The sequence below is a fragment of the Psychrobacillus sp. FSL K6-2836 genome, assembly GCF_038003085.1.
Lineage (GTDB): Bacteria > Bacillota > Bacilli > Bacillales_A > Planococcaceae > Psychrobacillus.
This window is the reverse complement of sequence record NZ_JBBOOM010000001.1, coordinates 437,979-460,307: the sequence shown is the minus strand read 5'-3', so window position 1 is coordinate 460,307 and position 22,329 is coordinate 437,979. Positions and strand designations below refer to the sequence as shown.

General features: G+C 32.0%; 16 protein-coding genes and 2 pseudogenes. 14 read left to right on the top strand and 4 right to left on the bottom strand.

Annotated features, from left to right (window positions below):
- Window positions 1-86 precede the first annotated feature (86 nt).
- From MKY37_RS02310 to MKY37_RS02295, 4 genes are all read left to right on the top strand, one after another.
- The gene (locus tag MKY37_RS02310) at window positions 87-293 is read left to right on the top strand and encodes a spore coat protein (RefSeq protein WP_090570990.1); all 207 of its coding nucleotides are present in this window, start codon (window positions 87-89) and stop codon (window positions 291-293) included.
- Window positions 294-309: 16 nt separating this feature from the next.
- A complete protein-coding gene (locus tag MKY37_RS02305; RefSeq protein ID WP_211894093.1) occupies window positions 310-672 on the top strand; it encodes a spore coat protein in 363 nt (120 codons plus the stop codon).
- A gap of 24 nt (window positions 673-696) precedes the next feature.
- A complete protein-coding gene (locus MKY37_RS02300) occupies window positions 697-1,833 on the top strand; it encodes a zinc-dependent alcohol dehydrogenase (RefSeq protein WP_340773368.1) in 1,137 nt (378 codons plus the stop codon).
- Window positions 1,834-2,084: 251 nt separating this feature from the next.
- Entirely contained in the window at window positions 2,085-3,182 is a 1,098-nt protein-coding gene (locus MKY37_RS02295; RefSeq protein ID WP_340773367.1) for an L-dopachrome tautomerase-related protein, read from the top strand.
- Between the two features lie 819 nt (window positions 3,183-4,001).
- Here MKY37_RS02295 and MKY37_RS02290 read toward each other — a convergent pair.
- A pseudogene (locus tag MKY37_RS02290) lies at window positions 4,002-4,573 on the bottom strand (EAL domain-containing protein).
- 614 nt (window positions 4,574-5,187) lie between these two features.
- Between MKY37_RS02290 and MKY37_RS02285 the strand changes: the two are divergent.
- From MKY37_RS02285 to MKY37_RS02260, 6 genes and pseudogenes are all read left to right on the top strand, one after another.
- Window positions 5,188-6,903 (top strand): methyl-accepting chemotaxis protein, encoded by a 1,716-nt coding sequence (locus MKY37_RS02285; RefSeq protein ID WP_340773366.1) that lies wholly within the window; start codon window positions 5,188-5,190, stop codon window positions 6,901-6,903.
- Between the two features lie 201 nt (window positions 6,904-7,104).
- Window positions 7,105-7,233: pseudogene (locus MKY37_RS02280) on the top strand (TerC family protein); the annotation flags it as partial.
- A 790-nt stretch (window positions 7,234-8,023) separates the two neighbouring features.
- Complete coding sequence (locus MKY37_RS02275; RefSeq protein ID WP_340773365.1) at window positions 8,024-9,472, top strand: AAA family ATPase; 1,449 nt, start codon at window positions 8,024-8,026, stop codon at window positions 9,470-9,472.
- Entirely contained in the window at window positions 9,472-10,452 is a 981-nt protein-coding gene (locus MKY37_RS02270) for an HNH endonuclease (RefSeq protein ID WP_340773364.1), read from the top strand. Before MKY37_RS02275 ends, MKY37_RS02270 begins: the two co-directional genes overlap by 1 nt.
- Window positions 10,453-11,289: 837 nt before the next feature.
- A complete protein-coding gene (locus MKY37_RS02265; protein WP_340773363.1) occupies window positions 11,290-14,358 on the top strand; it encodes a sacsin N-terminal ATP-binding-like domain-containing protein in 3,069 nt (1,022 codons plus the stop codon).
- A 9-nt stretch (window positions 14,359-14,367) separates the two neighbouring features.
- Entirely contained in the window at window positions 14,368-15,438 is a 1,071-nt protein-coding gene (locus tag MKY37_RS02260) for an AlbA family DNA-binding domain-containing protein (protein WP_340773362.1), read from the top strand.
- A 24-nt stretch (window positions 15,439-15,462) separates the two neighbouring features.
- On the opposite strand, the gene MKY37_RS22365 is transcribed toward MKY37_RS02260, so the two are convergent.
- Window positions 15,463-15,687, bottom strand: coding sequence for a tyrosine-type recombinase/integrase (locus MKY37_RS22365; protein ID WP_445323012.1), 225 nt, complete (start codon window positions 15,685-15,687; stop codon window positions 15,463-15,465).
- 480 nt (window positions 15,688-16,167) lie between these two features.
- Between MKY37_RS22365 and MKY37_RS02255 the strand changes: the two genes are divergently transcribed.
- Window positions 16,168-16,725, top strand: coding sequence for a cytochrome c biogenesis CcdA family protein (locus MKY37_RS02255; protein ID WP_340773361.1), 558 nt, complete (start codon window positions 16,168-16,170; stop codon window positions 16,723-16,725).
- Window positions 16,726-16,765: 40 nt separating this feature from the next.
- Entirely contained in the window at window positions 16,766-17,302 is a 537-nt protein-coding gene (gene resA, locus MKY37_RS02250; RefSeq protein ID WP_340773360.1) for a thiol-disulfide oxidoreductase ResA, read from the top strand.
- A gap of 233 nt (window positions 17,303-17,535) precedes the next feature.
- Here the strand turns inward: resA and MKY37_RS02245 are convergent, their stop codons facing one another.
- Together MKY37_RS02245 and MKY37_RS02240 are read right to left on the bottom strand one after the other, a co-directional pair.
- Window positions 17,536-17,736, bottom strand: coding sequence for a hypothetical protein (locus tag MKY37_RS02245; protein WP_340773359.1), 201 nt, complete (start codon window positions 17,734-17,736; stop codon window positions 17,536-17,538).
- 116 nt (window positions 17,737-17,852) lie between these two features.
- Window positions 17,853-18,326 (bottom strand): hypothetical protein, encoded by a 474-nt coding sequence (locus tag MKY37_RS02240; RefSeq protein WP_340773358.1) that lies wholly within the window; start codon window positions 18,324-18,326, stop codon window positions 17,853-17,855.
- Between the two features lie 1,170 nt (window positions 18,327-19,496).
- Between MKY37_RS02240 and MKY37_RS02235 the strand changes: the two genes are divergently transcribed.
- Both MKY37_RS02235 and MKY37_RS02230 read left to right on the top strand, forming a co-directional pair.
- Window positions 19,497-20,804 (top strand): GIY-YIG nuclease family protein, encoded by a 1,308-nt coding sequence (locus MKY37_RS02235; RefSeq protein WP_340773356.1) that lies wholly within the window; start codon window positions 19,497-19,499, stop codon window positions 20,802-20,804.
- A 447-nt stretch (window positions 20,805-21,251) separates the two neighbouring features.
- Window positions 21,252-22,301, top strand: coding sequence for a hypothetical protein (locus MKY37_RS02230; RefSeq protein ID WP_340773355.1), 1,050 nt, complete (start codon window positions 21,252-21,254; stop codon window positions 22,299-22,301).
- The last annotated feature ends 28 nt before the right edge of the window (window positions 22,302-22,329 follow it).

The following is a 22,329-nucleotide window of genomic DNA, read 5'->3' as shown; positions in this document are numbered from 1 at the left end:
ACCCGTTAAATGACCTCAATTATTCTGAATATAATCTTCATTTTTGGGGTAATCTTCAATGGATGAAAAGATTCGGAGGTGCAGCAATGTTTGAAAAAAAATTAGCACTTCATGAAACTTTGGAATTTCATGAAGTAATAAATTTTAAGACAGTATGTTTACTTAAATCTAAAATGATGCAAGGTATCGTTTTTGACCAAGATCTAAAAGCACTAATGGAGAAGGATGTAAAACAATCTATACCAGCTTTAACTGCAATGATAAAACTTTATTCAAATGCTGAGTTAAAATAATCGGAGGTCGGTTCGTATGAATGATTATTTAGATCCTATAAATTCTGTTGGAATGCCTGAACTTACTGATTCAGGTATTGCCCTTGAATTTTTGTTATCAACAAAAACTGGGGTTAGAAATCTTTCAATTGCATTGACAGAAACAGCAACACCTACAATTAGAAAGTTATTACAGGAACAACTTGATGTAACCATTGCCTTATATTTCGAAATAGCAGATCTCATGATGAAAAAACAATGGTTAAACCCATATGATTTGGAACTACAAAAACAATTGGATATTAAATCCGCTCAAAATGCAGTCGATATAGCTAATTTAAATCTCTTTCCGGGCGTTACAAATCGGAAAGGAATGTTTCCAAGCCCACCGAAGAAATAATGAATATAAAAGGAGATTTAATTAATGAAAGCTGTGACTTTTCAAGGTGTTAAGAATGTTCAAGTAAAAAACGTAAAAGACCCAAGCATTCAAAAAGCGGATGATATCATAGTTAAACTGACTACTACTGCTATTTGCGGATCAGACTTACACTTAATTCATGGGATGATCCCAAACCTTGGAGAGGATTATGTTATTGGACATGAACCTATGGGAATTGTAGAAGAAGTTGGTAAGGAAGTAACGAAAGTTAAAAAAGGGGACCGCGTTATCATCCCATTTAATATAGCATGTGGACAATGTTGGTACTGTAATCATGAATTAGAAAGTCAATGCGACAATGCGAATGAAAATGGAGAAATGGGCGCATATTTTGGCTACTCAGACACGACGGGAGGGTTCCCAGGTGGTCAGGCGGAATTTATGCGAGTTCCATATGCTAATTTTACACCTTTTAAGATTCCAGAAAACAGTGAAGTTGCGGATGAAAGTTTAGTGTTACTTGCAGATGCTGCATCTACAGCATTTTGGAGTGTAGACAATGCGGGAGTGAAAGCAGGGGATACGGTCGTAGTTTTAGGATGCGGTCCAGTTGGTCTGTTAGCACAAAAATTCGCATGGTTAAAAGGGGCAAAAAGAGTTATTGCAGTTGATTACGTTGGTTATCGTTTAAAACATGCAAAACGTACGAATAACGTGGAGATAGTTAACTTTGAAGATCATGAAAATTGTGGTGAATATTTAAAAGAAATAACAAAGGGTGGAGCAGATGTAGTCATTGACTGCGTAGGAATGAGTGGAAAAATGACTCCACTGGAATTTCTTGCATCTGGCCTGAAATTACAAGGAGGAGCAATGGGAGCTCTAGTAATTGCAAGTCAAGCTGTTCGCAAAGGTGGAACAATTCAAATTACAGGAGTTTACGGGGCACGTTATAATGCATTCCCATTAGGTGACATCTTTCAACGAAATGTGAATATTAGGACAGGTCAAGCTCCAGTTATTCACTACATGCCGCATATATATAATTTAATTGCCCAAGGTAAAGTTGATCCAAGTGATATTGTCACTCATGTTCTTCCTTTAGATCAGGCTAAGCATGGCTATGAAATATTTGACACTAAAATGGAAGACTGTATAAAAGTTGTACTAAAACCTTAAATACCGGGTTAGTTTTCGAGCATCTCTTATGAGGTGCTTTTTTAGATTTTGGAGAGACTAATAATTGTATTCCTTTATATAGAAAAATGCACATGATGAAATATTATTTAATCAGTGCAAGTGATTCATATGTTAATTATACATGGATTGTCCCATCCAATCACGATAAAAAAATTATCAAGAACCAGGCATTAAAAAATTTTTTCAACATATATAGGTGATATTCGTTCGAATTTGATGAGGAGGATATCATGCAACCTATATTACCTATGGAAAAATATTTCGGGCAGTTTGAACTAGTGCATGCTTTTTATGGGGCTATGCCTACAGGTGTCAGCGTTTCAGAAACTAGTCGAATTTTTGTTTGCTTTCCGAAATGGGGAGACAACGTTCAATTTACTGTGGCGGAAATTGTTGAGGGTGAATTACAGCCTTATCCCAGTTTAGAAGCTAATTTGGTTAATTCTGGAAATATTACGATGTCTTTCGTCAGTGTCCAAAGTATCGTTGCCGATGGAAGAGGAACACTTTGGGTACTAGACACAGGGGCACCAAATTTTTCTGAACCTATTCAAGGGGGAGCAAAATTAGTTGCTGTTGATTTAAGCACGAATACAATAAGGAGAGTATATACCTTTACAGAAGATGTTGTCTTGCCAACAACTTATTTGAATGATGTCCGTTTGGATTTTCGGGTTGGAAGAGCAGGCTATGCATATATAACGGATTCTTCTTCCAGAGGGCCAGGGGGCATTATCGTCGTAGATTTAGAAAATGGGAACGCGTTTAGACGGTTAAATGGGGCAATATCAACTTCACCTGATCCCTATTTTTTACCGAAAGTAGAAGGTGAAATTTTGATGAATCGAAACCCGGACGGCTCGACTTCCCCATTTAGATTGGCTTCCGATAGTTTAGCAATTTCTCCTGATGGAAACGTTTTATTTTATGCTCCGCTAACCAGCCGTCAGCTGTTCTCGATCTCAACAGAAGCCCTAAGAGACAGAAGGATACAGGACATTAATTTATCCCAATATGTGCAGTATTGGGGGGAAAAAGGCGCGTCTGATGGAATGATCACCGGCGCAAAAGGAACCATTTATGCGGGAGACTATGAAAACAACAGTATCCGGAAGATATTGCCGAATGGCGTAATGGAAACCATCGCACATGACCCGAGAATTTTATGGCCGGATACTTTTTCGATTGGCCCCGATCAATACTTATATGTCATAGTGAATCAATTACATCGGCAGTCGAGATTTCATTATGGAAGAGACCTGCGGGAAAAACCATACAGTTTACTTCGTATGAGAATTGATGAATTCCCTGCTCCTACCTTTTCATAATAATCTTAAACGAAGGTAGCTATCCCTCATGAGGGAGCTGCCTTTTTTGTCAGTTAAAATAAGAAACAGGTATCTTTGCAAGAGACGATACAGATAGTAAACTACAATAAAAGATCTACCATATTCCAAAAAAACCTCAGATGAAAAAGTAGCTAAATGGGGAAGTGGGTACGATTATAATCAACTGCTGAATTAAGTTTTACTGATGGAAATCTGATGTGGTTTGAATATTTTGAACGTAATTAATCCTAAATAAACGCATTAATCATAGGATTAATGTTCTTTAGTTATGGGATGGTGGTAATTTTGAGTTTCATAAAAAAAATTACTTGTTTTTTAGTTGTTTTTGTAAATTTTATTGGTCGTGAAACAATGGCTTCAGATGGTGAAATTTCGCTAAAAGAGGCGATTAACATTGGATTCTAGCGAGCAAAAGAATGGAATGAGAACGCAACACTTACAAGTGTAAACAGAAGTGGAAGTATAACCTGGATTGATCTAAAAAGAAGAACAATTTGAGACTAAATAGTATTTAATACATTTGGGTGAATGTGGATGTTTTTGTATGAAAATAGAGTCGAGGTGTTAAACATGGGATAATAAACAAAAAGAAGAAGTAAAACAATTGATAGAGGCAATGATGAAGAAAATACCTCGAGAAAAAGTATGGATAAATTAAGTCAACTACTACATATACCAAATGAATATTTGATGAGCTGGCAGAAAGTTGTCGTATGCTAGATGAAAGAGAAACCACCAACCGTTAATTTGGTAGGTGGCTGTTTTGAGATGTTTTTTTGTTGGCCATAAAAGTTTTTCTTATTTGACTGATTGGATTAGATAAGTTTCTTCAATTTCATCAGCAGTTAAAGGTGGGTTGAACAGATACCCTTGGCCGCTAGGACATCCAAACTTCTTAAGGAGATTTACATGCTTGTCCGTTTCAATTCCTTCAGCAACGACGTTTAGGTTTAAATTTATTCCTATATAAATTATCGATTTAACAAGAGCCAAATCCTTGGAGTCTTGCATTCCGCCACGAATAAACGACTGATCGATTTTCAACGTGTCTACGGGTAGTTTCGTTAATAGACTTAGAGAAGAGTAACCCGTCCCAAAGTCGTCTATCGAAATGCCAATACCCATTTTTTTAATTGTGAGAGGATAGGATGTACTATTTCAAAATCCTCAAAAACGCTTTCTGTCACTTCAACCTCAAAATATTTAGGTTCCACCTTTGTGGCCTTCATGCACATTTCTATATACTCAGTCAATTTGGTATATCGAAACTGATGAGGAGAAACGTTCACTGACACTTTAACGAGTGAATAGCCTTTTGCCTCCCATCTGGAGATCTGATTTAAAGCCTCTTTTATAACCCAATTCCCGATTTCATCTATTAAGCCTGTTTCTTCAGCAATTGGAATAAATTGTGATGGTGATTTATTGGACCGTCTAGGTTTAATTCCTAATCAAGTGGTTGGAAAAGCACTACACGAGTTTCTTCCTACTGAAAGTGCAATGGAAAAAACGAAATACTATTAGAGAGTTTAGGAGGGAGAAGAACTTGTTACGTACGAGAGCATGATTAATGGAATATTTTATCTTGCTGCTTTATGTCCAATTAAACAAAGGGGAGAAGTGGTAGGGTATGGTAACTTATTCAATTGAGTGTTACACAACACTAGATATCAACAAAAATATTAATCCAAATAACACAACATTAAAGTCAAAATTAGCATTGCTTTTAGCAGTGCTTTTTTATATTTCGCAAAACACTCTAATAATTAAAGGAAATTAATCATTAATGTTAGATAGTAATTCTGATAGGATAAATATTCATAAAACAGACACAATTTAGCTTGCTAATTCGTTAAAAAATATTAGTACTTATGATATAATTTTTTAAAGTGTTTATGATATTAAAGTACTTCAATTTATTTTATGTAATAGTGTCCTAAGTAACGAATAACAGGAAGTAAAAAAGAGGATAGAGGTAATCATCGTGAAACTATTGTCAAATTTAAAAACATCGGTAAAGTTAATCGCTGCATTTGTATTAATGAGTATTGTTTTAGGTTTTGTAGGATTTTACGGATTGACTAATTTGAATAAATCAAATGAACAACTTCAATTTATAGTTGAAGAACGGATGATACCGATAAGCGAATTAGGGAATGTAGAGACTTTATACCAGCAAATTCGTGTAAATATTCGAGATTTGGTATTTTTGGGAGAAACATCTTCAAAAAAGAAAGAGTTTGAAGATACTATTAACGCAATAAAAGTTGAAATTGATACCAAGGTAAAGAATTATGAATCCGGTACTATTATGCTTGCATCAGAACAAGAAATTATTGATGAATTGTATCCTGCCTTAGAAGAATATTATTCTATATTGGAACAGGCTAAAATATTTGCGTATTCAGATGATCAAGAGGGGTATTTACGTCTTGCCCCAGCATTCAATGAATCAGGAGATAAAGTAGAAATTATAATAAATGAACTTATTAAGCATAATCTTGAGCTTGCGCAAAAATCAAATGAAGTGTCAAATGCACAGTTTAAACAAGCACAAACTAACACAATAATAGTCATTTTAGTCGCAATGGTATTAAGTATCGCTGCCGGTTACCTCATTGCAAAATTGATATCAAGACCATTGAATAAGGTCGTTACTTTATTAGGGCAGGTTGCGAATGGTGATTTAAGCCAAACTACGAATATTGATAGAAAGGACGAAGTAGGAGAACTTGCAAAATCAACGAATGTGATGGTTGTAAGTTTACGCAAACTGATGCAAGACGTTATGAATACATCTCAACAGGTAGCAGCATCATCAGAAGAGCTAACTGCAAGTGCAGAACAAACCAGCCAAGCAACAGAAGAAATTACGAATGCCATTCAAGGCATAGCCGAGGGGGCAGAGACTTCTACAGCAAGCCTAGAAGAAAGTTCAACAGGTTTAGAAGAAGTAACGTTAGGTATACAAAACATTGCAGATAGTTCGAATACCATCGCTGAAGCTGGCTTACATGCAAGTGCTCAAGCGAAAATGGGAGGGGAATTTGTTGGAAAGACTGTTCAACAAATTCAAGCGATCAATCAATCGGTAAACGAGAGTAGCGAAGCAATTAAATCTTTAGATAAACGTTCACAGGAAATCGGGGAAATCACAAAAGTAATTACAGAAATCGCAAATCAAACCAACTTATTAGCATTAAATGCAGCAATCGAAGCTGCAAGAGCTGGAGAACATGGAAAAGGATTTGCTGTAGTTGCCGACGAAGTTCGAAAGTTAGCCGAGCAATCCCAACAATCTTCTATGCAAATTTCAGAGTTAATCAACGAAATCCAAGTGGATATGACTCGTTCGAACGATTCTATAAATCAAGTAAAATCAGATGTTAAAGAAGGACTTACTATTGTTGGGGAAACGGAAGAAAGCTTTAAGGTGATATTGGGTTCCCTGGATAAAGTGAGCATGCAAATTGATGATATGGCCGCGACAGCTGAACAAATGTCTGCTAGTGCACAAGAGGTTTCCGCCAATGTAACGAGTAGCGCTTCTATGTCAAGAGAGTCATCCATGAATTCTCAATCAGTAGCAGCGTCTACAGAAGAGCAATTAGCATCCATGGAAGAAATCTCTTCCGCATCTAACAACCTATCGGAAATGGCGATGAATCTACAAGAACTAGTAAGTAAGTTTAAACTATAAAATTAGAACCTCCTGAGTAATCGAAAAACGATTAATGTCGGGAGGTTTTATTCAAATTAGCAGGTAAATAGAGAGTTCATTCAACTGTAGATTCACAAAGACACAGAGCTTCAGTTAAAAATTGTATATCGCCTAAGTATTTATTCTTTTATTAGCAGATTTTCGCATTTTCAGGAGGAATGTAATTGGATATCTCAATAAATAGTATTAGATTATGGTTGGGTACTATTGTTGTTAATTGGCCTGGAAGGGTTGCTTGCAGCGGACAATGCCCTCGTGTTAGCAATTATGGTTAAGCATTTACAAGAAAAGGAAAGAAGGAGGGCTCTATTACAAATTGCGGACAAACCTTAAAATTTGCAGTATATGCTTAGAAAACTCAGAAAAAGAAAAAGCCTGTAAACATTGATGTATCAGCATTTACAGACTTATTCAAATGATGGTCCCGACTGGTCTCGAACCAGCGACCCCCACCTTGTCGAAATCATTTGGTCAAATTAAGCTAGTTCAGCTCAGTAAATTAAGTATGAGAAACGTTGATTTATCAAGGTTTTCATCAATCACAAAATCAACTGAGTTAAATAAAAATAACTGAAAAAAATAATTCTGTGAGCATTTTGGTGAGCAAGTGATCTGTGAATTCCACTAACGAGGGTATTGATCCAAGAAGGATTAATGTCCTTTTTTGTTGAAGTTATTTAACTTGCAAAGTAGCACGACAAGTTTTGTCATAAGCACTATGTGTGAAACCACGTATTTTAAAACTATCCCTTTAATACTACTGACTGCGTAATAATAGACAGATTATGGGGTGTGAAGCTTAGGTGAAGTTGGCATAGCAAATTTGAAGCCACTCCCTACTGGAGTAATACAAAGTGCGGGATTACCTGGAACTATGGTAGTTAAGTGAGGTATGTCTATGCACCAATATTAAATACACCTTTTTATGGAAAAAAGTAAGTTGTATATATAATTGAGTATATATTCTACATTGAATTTGTACTAAGATAATATTGATAAGGATCTATGGGGATAAATTGTATTAATTAAATACTGCAATATTCATTATATACAAAAGCCTTTTAACTTAAATTAAAAAATATTGAGGATGTGCATGGGGATGAAGAGTGGATTTAGAATTATAGAGTTTTCTATTGATGAATTTATGGGGAGCAATGATTTAAAAGTAAGTATTTTTGGAGAAAATAAAAAAATTGATAGTAATATTTTTAGTTGTGGCTTAATAATAGGAGAAAATGGTAGTGGTAAAACGGAGTTAGTTATCAAATTAATTAAGATATTTGCCGAATTAGATGAATTTCAAGAAAAAAAGAAAATTAGAAACTCTAAAGATAGTGAAAGATATAATTTAAAGTATTATTTAAATGGACATATCTATGAAATCGATAATAAATCAGATTATCTCTTTATTAAGGATAATAAAGTAGTATCCCTAGAAGAAATTGAATTACCAAGAAAATTAATAGCGCAATCATTTAGTTTTGCTGATAAATTTAATTTTAATTCAGCAGGAAGATACTCTTATCTAGGTACTAGAACTGCATCCAATGCTAGTTATATATCACACTTTGAAAATAGCATAGCTGAAATTTTGAGTACTAGTTTAACAAATCCAGGATTTATAGATTTTCTAAAAGAGTTATTTGGATTCTTATACTTCGATGAGCAATTTGATATTATTTTTGAAATAAAGTCTCAAAAAAAATTAGCTTTGCTAATTTCAAGTAATGAGGAATTTAAACAACTATATGAAAATATAACTTCTAACAGAAGAATTAAATCTCAATTACATTTTGATTTAGAGAACTTAGAGGGTATTCATTATAAGATACCAGATTACATCAATAAATATATTATCAATGATAAGTATTTAACTTATAAAATTGATCTAAATGATACATTCAATCACGAAGGAATTTCTGAATTTTATGTAATTATGAGGCTTTTAAGTTATATGAAAGTATTAACAAACCCCAATGTTAAATTTTATAAGTATAAAAATGGTTTGAGAATGGATGTTGCTAGTTCTGGTGAAAAGCAATTGTTATATTCGTTTTTAAGTATTTATTCGAAAATTGAACAAAATTCTCTGATTATTATTGATGAGCCTGAAATTAGCTTACATCCTAATTGGCAAATGAAATACTTAAAATTATTAGAAAAGTTATTTTCGAATTTTACAAGCAGTCAATTTCTTATAGCTACGCATTCGCATTTTATGGTATCAGATTTAAAAAAAGAAAATTCATCAATTATAGTTATGAATAGAGAAACAGAGAAATTCCGTGCATATACTTATGAATCTAATACATTTAGTTGGTCAGCAGAAGATATACTTTATAATGTTTTCGGTGTAGCAAGCAGTAGAAATTATTATATTGCTTCAGATGTTGAAGAAGTTATTAAAGCAATTTCTCTAAATAATATTAATGATGTAACTCTAAATAAAATTAAGAATCTAAAAAAAATCTATCCAGATTTAAATAACTCAGACCCTTTAAAGACAATAATTGATAATATATTGAAAGTTGTTGGAGGTAAGCGCTAATGGATATTATATTTAGAAATGCTGAGTTTGAAGATAATGAGATTGAACTTTTAATAAATGCAAACTATTCGTGGAATCAAAAGGATCCCCAATTAGAAAAATTTAAAAAAGAATTATATAGGAAACTCAGACAAAATATTTATTGTCCTTATTGCATGCGAAGACTAAATAGAAAAAAAAAGGATGAAATTGACCATATAATACATAAATCTGACTATGAACATTTTACGTTCCAACCTAAGAATTTAGTAATTGCTTGTAATAGATGTAATAACAATAAATTAGCTAAAAATGTGTTAGAAGATTTATATATTGAAGAATTTAAAAATAAAAGTTGGAAAGAGTATCCTGATAGTGGGGGGATTTTTAAAATAGTACACCCTTACTATGATATTTATAAACATCATATTAATCTAAATGAAATATTTTATTCCGTACATAATGATAGTGATAAAGGGAAAAATACAATAGAGATGATGAATTTATATGGATTTGACTTACTAGAGGAAAAAGTTAAGCATAGTGATTCATTTCAAAAAATAATTAGTTCAAGTATAGGCAACCCAGATAATGATCGGGAGTTGATAACTTGGGCTAAATTTCTATTAGAACCCCCAGTGATACAAGAAACTATATTTGACATTATAATTAACTTTCAAAAAAGTGGATCAAAGGGGGAAATTTTGAAAGAAGAGCAGTATCACAAGCTTAAAAAAAAGATACGAGAAAATGATGATACAAATACTGTTGAGGAATTTGAAATCGAGTTTCGGGCGTCTGCAAAATATATAAAAACCATTAATGAGATAAATGATGAAGAAATAATTGAAAAGACAATTATTCAATTAGAAAATTTATATGAATTAAGGGATTTACACAAAGATTTAAACTATGCATTATTAATAGCCCTCATTCTGATTGTGAGAAAGAAAGAAGGGAAATATACTAAGAGAAATCTAAGTAAATACCTCGCTTCTTAATATCAACATTTTATAATTGACTTTTAGCAGGGAATTTATTTTTGTGGTGAATCTACTACACCCTTGTATTTTGCACCAACATCAGCACTCACCCCATTGAGAAGCTGTTGCTTAGTTGGAGTTAGTTTAATAAATAATAAAGAACGAATCCTTAAAGAAGGGATTCGTTCTTTATTATTGAAATATCCCTATAGGATAGGATAATAAAAATAGAGGGGAATTAAGTATAAAGAAAAAATAGGCTAAAAAATTGACATATTTATTAGATTAGTCAGGAAAAGTTTTTTGGCGTATTTCTTTAACAGGATTTCCCTTAAATTGTAAAAATCCTGTATGATAACACTCAAATAAGGAAATTTCTTTATTTTAGTATTTCTGAAGGATCAAGCAGTATTTTATAATTCTCTTGATTAATTGTGTACATTAATAAAACTTTGTATAGTGTTTATATTAAGCAGGGTGCTGGTAAGGTTACTCTTTTCCACTGTACTTAAATCAAGGGTTAAGCACCTGTGATTTCTTTTGTTTCTTTAGAATCTACCAAAGAGATTATGTTCGACATATTATTACTCTTAGTGGTTCGACCCCGATTACCGATAACATCAAGTACATATACGTTACGTTTGAACGTAAACAAAATGCCCTTAGAGCCTTATAACATAGCTTTAGGGCATTTTGTTGCTTTAGAGAAGAGATAGTACACGGTACGATTTGATAGGGTTTTCCACATTTTTTTTCCATAATTCTAATGGAATTAAAAATATAATTCACAATTATTGTATTTTTTAGTGTTTAATTAAATAGAAACTTATACGAGTTTATTAGGAGGTATGTGTCTTGGTTAAAGAACAAGTTGCAGCTGCTAGAGAAAAGTCTCAAAAGAAACAGTTTGCTACAAAAATTATTGATGCCATTGAAAAGCTGAAGAATGATTCAACCCAATTGTCTTCTAAAAGATGGATTTGGGAGTTACTACAAAATACACATGATGTTGCTTATTCTGGTGAAAAATTAGATGTATATATAAAATTAAATACATTTGATTCTAGTCAAGCCACATTAGAATATATGCATAATGGTAAAGTTTTTAACATAGAAAATTTAGTGTTTTTAATGGAGCAGGTGTCATCTAAGGATCGAAATGAAAATAGAGAGAATATATCAGGAAAGTTTGGCACGGGATTTTTAACTACATATTTATTATCTTTAAGGATTAATATTGAAGGTGTAATAGATTTAAAGGATGATATATATAAATCTTTTAGCGTAGATTTAGATAGATCATCCTCTAATATTGACACTCTAATAGCTTCAATTAATGCTTCTACTGAACAATTAAACAGCATAGAGCATATTCCTTCTATTGATGACTTTGACAAAAAAAAATTTAATACTAAGTTCAGCTATTATTTAGATGAAAAAGGAATAAATTTAGCAAAAAGAGGTTTGGAGGATTTAATAAATTTTGTTCCTTATACCATGGTATTCTTAGATAAATTTAATTCAATTATCATAGAAGAGAAGGGTACAAAGATATTTGAAATTAAACTAAAAGAGTCAACAGAATATAATAACAATTATACTAAGCATTTTTTAGATATATATTATGAAGGCGTTAAAAAAGAGATTGTATTTTTGAAAGCAGTAAATGAATATGGAGAAATAATTTGTGAAATTGATAAAGGTTCATTATTTAAATTTAAAGAAATACCAAAAGATATTCCACGTTTATATGCAAGATTTCCTTTGATTGGTACTGAAGACTTACCTTTTAAGGTAATTTATAATTCTTGGAGATTTTATGTTACAGAACCTAGAGATGGCGTTTTATTGTTTGAGGAAAGTAATGAAAATGTTAAAGAAAATCGAAAGATAATTGAAGAATTAACAAATTTATATTTAGATCTTGTAGAAAGAGTATCAAAAAAAGATAGATGTTTATCAATTTATAATATTTTACCTTTAAATAAAAAAGTAAATAAATATTGGTTGTCTGAAGATTGGTTCCAAAAAGCAATTCTCAAATTAATTAGAAAAGGTATATCAAACCTACCTTTAATATATAACCAAGATAATAATAAAATTAATATGTATGATGTAAACAATGCTAATATATTTTTACCTAAAGCTGCAGATGAAGATACTTTAAGAGAGCTTTGGTGTCTATTAAGCGGTATAAAATCTTTTAACTTATTTCAATTCGAAGAAATAACTTATTGGTCTAAAATTATTTGGGACGATGAACTTAAAGTAAATTTAGATAAATTAGTTGACACATTAGATAAAAAGGAAACTTTAGATAGCTTAAATGAAGCACTAAAACCTAATATATCGCCTTTAGATTGGCTAAACAGTTTATACAAACTTAAACCGTTTAAATCTGGAGCAAATAATAATAAAGCAATTCTTTTAAATCAAGAAAATGTATTTGTTAAATATAACGAAATAAATATTGATTCTGAGTTGCCTCCGGAGCTAAAAAATGTCCTTAAATACTTTGGATCAAATCCATATAAAGAATTATTACATTTAGATATTAATTCAGAGTTGTTTAATGAAATGCCAAGTATATTAACTGAAACCTTAATTGAAAAAATAAAGACTAAAATTTCGCTGAACAAGTATACAGACTTTCCAAAGGCTTTCAACTACTTAGTCTCCTTAATTCCAAATGACGATTCTATTAAACAGAATAGACTTAATTTTTATGAGACAACTACTAGTATGTTATTAGATAATGAATTCGAAAAAACATTAGTGTCGTATGATATGGAAGCAATATGGGAACTTATTAATCCTAAGATTGCTGAATACGTATGTAGTTGTATTAACGAATGTGAGAATATTCAAATGCTTAAAGATAAATTAAACTATGAATCAGTAGAGGACACAATTCACTGGCTTAATGATTTTATAGCATTATTAATAAAGAATAATCTATCAAATTTATACAACTCTGATCAAAATAGATTATTTCCAAATCAAAATGGCATAATGGTTTCAAAAAATGATATCTATTTAGATGATGGTGATATTCCAGAAGAGCTAAAGGATATTTTAGAATTGCTGGGTAAAGGTATTAGGGATGAATTACTCGATATAGGTGTATTTTTAATGAAGGAAAATAGAGTAATGAATTCGGAAATGATTGTAGACCAGATAAAAAAACTAATTCCTCCTTTAATCGCCGAATATCCCAGAACAAATGAGACTATGCAAATTTTATCTCAATTATATTCTTGGTTTGTTGAAAATAAGGAACTTGGTAAGAAATTATTTGGAAAATTATATGATGATCGACATCGTTTATGTGATGATGAAATAATAGCCGAAAATATAAAAAAAGCAGAACAACTAGATAGATTATTCGATGAGTACAACATTAAAGGTATTGATAATTTAAGGGCAATTCTTATTGATACAAATACTGTAAAACCAGAGGAAACACACAAACAAGAAATTTCTATTGATAGCTTAGTCAGTCTAGGTATTACTACTCCAGAAGAATTAGAAGCAGCATTCAAAAATCAGGCTTTGCAAAACGAGTTTATTCATAGCTCTATTTCTACAGTTAAAATGTTTGAAAAAGCACAAGAAAAAATAGAACGAGCTAAGAGAAATGTAATTGAGTATCTAAAAAAGGATGATCAATATAATCTTGATGATGTTGAAAAAATAGCACCTACTATTTTTGGTGGCATAAGAAAGAATGATAGGGATATTCAGATTGTTGTTAGACCTTCAGATAATGACATGGTAATAATATATTCTCAATCTGAAAAAGATGTACTAGATTATGCTGATTCAGAACTTTGGGTTGAAAATGGATTTTCTTCTCCACTAAATTTAACATTGGGTAAAGTCTTTAAAAGCGCAAGAATTAATAAAATCCCATTAAAATACTAGAGGTGAAATATGGCGAACCAAATATCAGATATGCTAAGTACATTTCAAGGTGAACATGAGTTTCAAGCTGTTTTACCACCCTCTAAAGTAATTGCTAAAATTATTGCTTCAATAGCTAATACTGGTGGTGGGGCTTTATTTATAGGTATCAATAAAAAAACTGTATCTCAATATGAAGTAGTTGGTATTAGTGGGGATTTTCATATAAATAGTATAGTTAACAAGGCTGTTTCATTTCTAGAGCCTCAACCTGATGTGAGACATACATACACAAATATAAATGGAAAACAAATTTATATACTTGAAGTTTATAATTCAGATGAAGTTATTTCGCTAGATTCCAATGTGTATATCAGGCAGGATTCGAGAATTATTTTAAAAGATGAAGGAATAATATCAAATTTAGATATCGTAAAGAATGAATTATTAAATGAAATGTACATGGAACTAAATCAAAATAAAGAGAACGGAACCTATGCAAAAAAAGTCTTAATAGAACATTATATAGGGATATTGAAAATATTTAATGATATCTATTCGCTACTATCTCCTAAAGGAATTGATGTACCAACTGATATCAACGAAGGGAAGATATTATCAAAAATCCTGTTTAGCTCAGCAGTAGATAATTTTGAATTGTACCTTTCACAGCTTTTATATGAGATATATCTAGCTAAACCACAAACTTTAAAATCTAAACAAGAAGTAACTGTTGAAGAAGTGTTGAGATGTTTGGACATGGATGAATTTATTCAATATATTGCAAATGAAAAAATTAGTAAATTACAAAAGGGAAGCGTTAAAGGATTTATTAGTGACAACAAACAAATAAGTTCTTTCAATATTATCTCAAATGATGAAGTAAAAGAGATTGAAAGAATATTACAAATAAGACATTTGTACACTCATAAAAATGGAATCATAGATGAAAAGTTTCTTACCATGTATAGTGGGGAGTTCAACTTAAAGGAAGAACATTTATTGTCCATTAAGGAGTATTTAGATAAAATTAGATACTTATTTGAAGTTATTAAAAAGTTAGATTTAAAAGCAATACAGACGTATAATCTTTCAAATTAATAGTAATTGTAATAAAAGGACCAATCAAATCTGATTGGTCCTTTTATTACATATCTTCAAAAATCTCAATATTCTTAGCCTATCCTTTTTATGCATTTCAGTTGTAAGATGGGCATAGTGTTTATAAGTTGTAGCGATGTTATGGTGTCCTAACCGTTTACTTACATAAATAATTCGTACGCCCATTGAAAGCAGTACACTTGCGTGAGTATTTCGCATACCGTGTGCTTCTAAATGGAAGAAAAACAAAGGAAATGAAAGTGAAAATGGTCGTTATTGTATAAAATATTGTTCGTTACCTTTCAATTTTTTAACTACTCCGTCATTATACTCCAACCACTTTTCCTTTTCTCGCTCCACTGCTCGATTTTGCCATTCAAACCAAACGTATAAACATTCACTACAATGACTCTCTACACCACTATTATTGTGTAGATCTCTACGTATAAATAAAGTCCTTTTGCGACAGCAATAGCAATAAATTATTTTATCATCACTTTTTTTTATTATTATCATGATAAATACTACCTCCAATATACAATAATTATTGTCTATTATTTGGTTATTTATTCTATAACCATTAATTTTATGTAATAAATTAATGTTGGTTACCAGGTCCTAAGAATTCAGACAAATCTATTTCTGATAAGTGGAATACTAGAATGAGAAAGAACTTGAGAAGGAATTGAAGGGAAGTTCATATACTTCCTAGTAGATAGATTATGTTCGGTGGCATTAGTACATACCCTACTATTTTTACTTGGATTTTCAGCCATCTTTATGGCTTTAGGTTTCTCTACTTCTTTTATCGGAACAATTTTTATTCAATATCAGGATCTACTACGACAAATAGGTGCAATCATTATCGTGTTTTTTGGTTTAGTAGTTCTAGGGATATTTAAATTTGATTTGTTAATGTCTGAGAAAAGAGTCCAGTTTAAAAAGAGACCTAAAGGTCATATAGGATCCGTGTTGATCGGAATGGGATTTGCAGCAGGGTGGACACCATGTACAGGGCCGATACTTGCGGGAGTTATTGCTTTAGGAGTGTCAGACCCAGGAAGAGGAATGCTGTATATGCTATTCTATGTCCTCGGTTTCTCTATTCCGTTTCTAATTATGTCCATGTTTATTGGAAAAATGAAGTTTCTTCAAAATAGAAGCGGATTGTTTATGAAAATAGGCGGATCCCTAATGATTGTAATGGGAATACTGCTGTATTTCGATATGATGACAAAGATTATAGCATTTTTAACACCTTTTTTTGGCGGATTTACAGGATTTTAAAGCATTTTAACTTATAAGAAAGAAAGGAAAGTTGATAAATATGGATAGTAAGAAGAAAAAAAGGTTTTACATGCGCCTGGTACTTTTGATATTAATGGTTGGAGTAATAACCTTCACCATTTATTCTAACTTATCGAAAGAAAAAAACAGCGTACTACAAGTGGGAGATGAAGCCCCTGACTTTGTATTAACTGATATGAATGGAGAAAGGCATCAATTATCGGATTATAGAGGTCAAGGAGTCTTTTTAAACTTTTGGGGAACTTGGTGTAAACCATGTGAAAGAGAGTTTCCTCTAATGGATCAACAATATCAAAAGGTTCAAGACGAAGGTCTTCAAATATTAGCTGTAAATATAGGTGAGTCTGATTTTGCAGTTCAAAAATTTATAGATAGACTAAACTTATCTTTCCCTGTTTTAATTGATCATAATAAGAGTGTAATGGAAACATACAATATTAACCCATTGCCAACCACTTTTCTTGTTAATCCAGAGGGTAAAATAGAGAAAATAATCACTGGTGAGATGAGTGAAGAAGCGATTAAGGAATATATGGAGCAAATTATGCCAGAATGATTTTTTCAAAATAGAACAAAGAGTAACAGATACGTCAAGCCTGGAGTCGGGATTCAGAAGTAATTCAAAAGACGTTCCGCAAATTTTCAAAACTAAATAGAAAAAGAGTCATTCATATAGGAAATATATGAATGGCTCTTTTGCGTTATTGGAGGTGAAACATGAATTAACTAAAAACGTTTGAAATAGTTGCACATGGAAGATGGAAAAAATCAGAAAACATTATAGTCATACTACTCCCGCTCCCATTCCTTCCCACAGTCAGGACATTGCCATCTGATTACACGATCTTTCTCCATACTAGAAATCCCGATTTTTCTGGAAAAGTGGGTTGCATTGCCATAATGGTGTTTCATTTCTAGAGGAATAGGATCACCTTGTAAATCAGCACCGCAATAAGGGCAGTACTCTTTACTATCGTTTAGTTTTCTCATATTTTTCTCCTTATAATTCGTTGTCTAACTTCTTTGGAAAATTTATTTAATTATTATTGTCTGATTTTCACTCAATCTTGCTTCTGTCTGTCACCTATTTCAGAATTTGAAGAATACTATCCCACTATGTCCGTCATAATACATCCACTAAGCGGGTTCGAGAGGTCAACATGCCTAAACAGCCAATTCATTAAATTCGGTTCGATGCTAAATTCCTCAACTGCAACCTTTCCTTCAATAAATAGTATCGCAAATTCGGCGGATAAGGTAATGTGGGGACTATGCTCCTTAACTGTCATTCCTGTAATCCAATGTTGATATTTCTCTACATCTGTTCCGGAATCTTCAAAGTAAATGGAAATCAGCTCGTTATTGGTTATAGTAACAAGCTTGTTATAGAAGTCTTTTATGTTTTTTTCAAATACTTCTTTCTTCAATTTTCCTTCTATTGCATTATCCCTGAAATTTATTGTGTATTGCTCCATATCAAGCCTTTCATTCAAGTGTTCCTTCCAATTAGCTTCATTAAGTGTTTGGTTCGATTCTGCTGAGAATTTTTTCACGACACCAAGTGCGTAGAAAGTACCCATTAATATCCCTCGCTTTATGATTGAATGATAAAAAACAAATTATAATTTAGTATGATATAGTAGCGAACTAGTAATAATGATGTGCAAGTTAGTTAGTAAAAGATTCTCAATTCTTCTATACGTATAAAAGACTACATCTGTTGTTGTATTATTTTTCTTGCTGCATTATGAGCGCTTTTAGCAAAAAGGTTATAAGTTTTTAAGTCATTGGATAGGTATTCTATAGATAAAGGGAGAAAATTTTGATTATATCATCAACATCTGAATAAATGACTATCTCTATAGTGAATGAATTCATATATTTATCAAAGTTAGAAAGACTTGATACAACTGCCTGTAATTCTCCATATGTATTTTTTCCATTACAATCATTTGACGGATAAATCATGTTACTTATGACGATTATGGTCCCATTTTGTATATAAGAACAGGCAATCTACATTATATTGTTTTCTAATTGCATGGAGCAGTCACAATAAACATACATGGTGTCTTGACTATAGTACTGATTATAGATCATTTCCTTTAAGTTTTGAGGTATGGTTTTCTCATATTTACCCCAAAAGTTCGGCTTATTCCATTTTTTATAGTTCCTTTCACTTTCATCTTGTCACATCACTTCTACTATATTTCTTAAATACCATTATAAGTAGAAATATATAAAATCTATACCTGAAGTCCTTGAAAAGTCAGTTTGTGGTCATGAATGAGTTGTTTAAAGACATGATTCGGAGGGGATTTATATTTTTTCAAGGAGAAATTAAATGAAAAGGGGTAAAGCCTAAGATACATATACCAGTTATTATATATAGAAACTACTTTGAACAAGTGCGTTCAGTTGTTGCTTATTTAGCAGGAGATATCGAAGCGTAAAAGCGGTAAAAACTATCGCTATCCAAAACAGGTGTGTTTAATAGTGGTGTAGGTTGTTACTGTTAAAACTTTGTGAAGTGAGGACACTTTATCTACCGGGGAGCTGTAGGGTTAAAATCATGCTGCTTTTTCATGTTAAGATGAAATGAGTTCAAGTGCCTTGTCATATGTTGTGTGCTTTCAAATGGGAACGTTAGTATTTTAGTAATAATTGTTTTTCAAAGCAGGATAGTTGTTGCTATTATAAATCTTTAAATCGCGTTAAAATTTTACATATTTTAAGGAGGAAGTGGTGCTATGGGAATCTTTAGTAAACTATTTAATAGTAAAAAGATTGAAGTAGAGCTTGGGGAGCAGAAAAAGTTTGAAAATGTGAATACTATCCAAAAGCCAGTTTCAGAAAATACAAACTCAAACAAATTACCGTACACAGGTGGTCTAGGGTTTTCGATAGGACCTAACAATGATGGGGATAAGATAAATGTAACTTCATTACCCGTTGGTGTATCAACAGGTAATACGGCAAAAGATTTTTATGTGTATGAATGGTTTATTAAAGAAACAGGAGAAGTGTTCTACGTTGGCAAAGGACGTGGCAATCGTTATAAGGAGTTACATCAGCGAGCATATGAAGCTGAAAAAATCCGAAAAATGTATGAAACAGATAGTCGATTTATTGCTACGGGGTTAACTGAAGATGAAGCGATTGAATTAGAGAGCAAAGAGATAGCACGTATTTTAAATGAAACCAATCATAGATTAACGAATCGTCATATCCCCTTGTTTACAAAACGTGATAATGGATATGATCGCAGTCCGAGTACACCAAAAATACAGAGTGAAACGGCGCCAGTTTTATATGCATGTGAAATAGAAGAACATTATTTTGGTATACAGCACCGAGATTTTGATAAAGTTCAGTACCAAAACCTTAAATCTGTAGCCTTTATTACACGTAATATGCGAGATGAAATTAGTATTATATATGGTGGTAATTTAGAAAAGTATAAAGATGAAGTTACAAACATGTTGATAGCTAATGGGAATAAGGTGTTGAAAAGTAAATTTGCAAAATCCATAACGGCATGGATTTACATTGGTGATGATTATGTCACGAATTACAATAAAGATCAAGAGAAAGCCTTAGCTGAATTAGGAGTTCAAATACCAACGTATCATTTGATTGATGTATGGAAGCATTTAAAGAATAATTTCGGAGAAGTAGCGTCTGTTTTGAAAGAGGAACCATTAATTGATCCTATTAATAATCGTGTACTGCTAAAAAATATTAAAAATGTACATGATTGGGAGAAAGGTTTTGATAAGGGTTATCCTTATTACGAAGAAGGTGATAAGGAACGCAAAGCCGGCAACATTTTGAGAGCCATAGAGTTATTCGATAAGGCACGTTATAACGGATATAATGCACCTGCCCTTTATAGCTCTTATGCGATGGCATATCGTAAATTAAAAGATTATGATAATGAAATTGCTATTCTTGATGAAGCAATTGAACGTTCGAAAGCTGAAAAAGGTAATAATGAAACGCGTATTATGGAGTTTAATGAACGACGTGCAAAAGTATTAGCATTAAAGTGTAAGTAGTTAAAATACTAAACACCTGCTCAGATTAACATAGGACAGGAGTTTAGTATTTTATAAGCGTCTTCTTTATAGAAAAGAATGAGGTAGAAGAGTATATCACTAGGTGTATATTTTTTAAAATAACTCTCTAGTTTGAAAATGAAAAATTGTGCTAATTAGTGATGTTTCAATACATATAAAATTATTTAATCGTAATTGGTGGAATGGTAAATAAAATCCTTCCACTAACGGGAAATGTCACTTACTTGAATATACCTAATTTATACTTAACGAATAAGACTTGATTTTGGTCGAAAATAGAATAGTTAAATACAACACGTTTATCATTTACCAGGATGAACGTGTTCTGTTTTAAGGTGAAAAAAATTAGTAAATGAATAGATGTATATTTTCCAACCTTACTGTCAACAATTCTAGTATCACATTAAAAGAAAGGTTGGTTAGTAGATGGAAAGAGAATTCTTTAATAAAGAAGTTGTTGTACACTTTAATGAGTTGCACCAAGAACAAGGTTTAAGTTTAAGGGAGATTGCTAGGTTATACGATACTTCACATGGAGTTATAAGAAGATACTTAGTCAAAGCTGGTTATTCATACAGACTAAGAAGTTATTCTTTAAATGAGGATTACTTTAAAAAGTTAGATTCATTGGAAAAACTTTATTTTCTAGGTTGGATATATAGCGATGGTCATGTATTTTCATATGATGTCAAGAAACATGCTGGCTTTAATATAAAGATTCAAAAAAGAGATGAGTACATTTTAGAGTATCTCAAGAAACTGATAGAATCAGAAGCTCCAGTTCTCGCTGATTATACAAAGGGGAGGGAATATTCAAAGATTACATTTGGCAGTAAAATAATTTATCAAGATCTGTTAAAGTATGGTCTAGAGCATAATAAGACCTTTAAAATTAAATATCCAGTTGAACATATCTGGGATCATAGACCTTTTATTCTAGGCGCGTTTGATGGTGATGGATCAATCAGTATTAAGAAGTCTAATGGAATGCCACAATTATCCTTTAATGGAACCGAAGCGATAGTAGTACAAATAAAAAATATTCTAGAATCTGAATTAGGAGTTAATCCAGTTAAAGTACAGATAAATAGAAATACTTACCAAATATCGTATGGTGGTCCCACCTCTGTTCATGCAATTGCTAAATGGATGTATTCTTGGAATCCACCAATATATTTAAAGAGAAAGCGTGAATTAATCAATAAATGCCTAAGTCGTGATTTGTATGGAAAAATTGTAGTTTTATACAAATGTCCGGAATGTGGAAAAAGAGAGTCCTTTGACCGAAGAAATATGTACCAATTAAAAAAATACTTCTTTAAAAGTAAATTTTGTTCACTTAGTTGTTCCGGAAAGTTTTATAGGAAATTTCAGATGAATGGATATAAGTTGTCGAAGTCAATGAATGATGCTATAAAAAGCAATATTATTGGAACAAAAAAAGTATATATAAAAAGCAAGTGGGATGAAGTTTAAACAAGTTGGAGCCATACATGGTCCTATG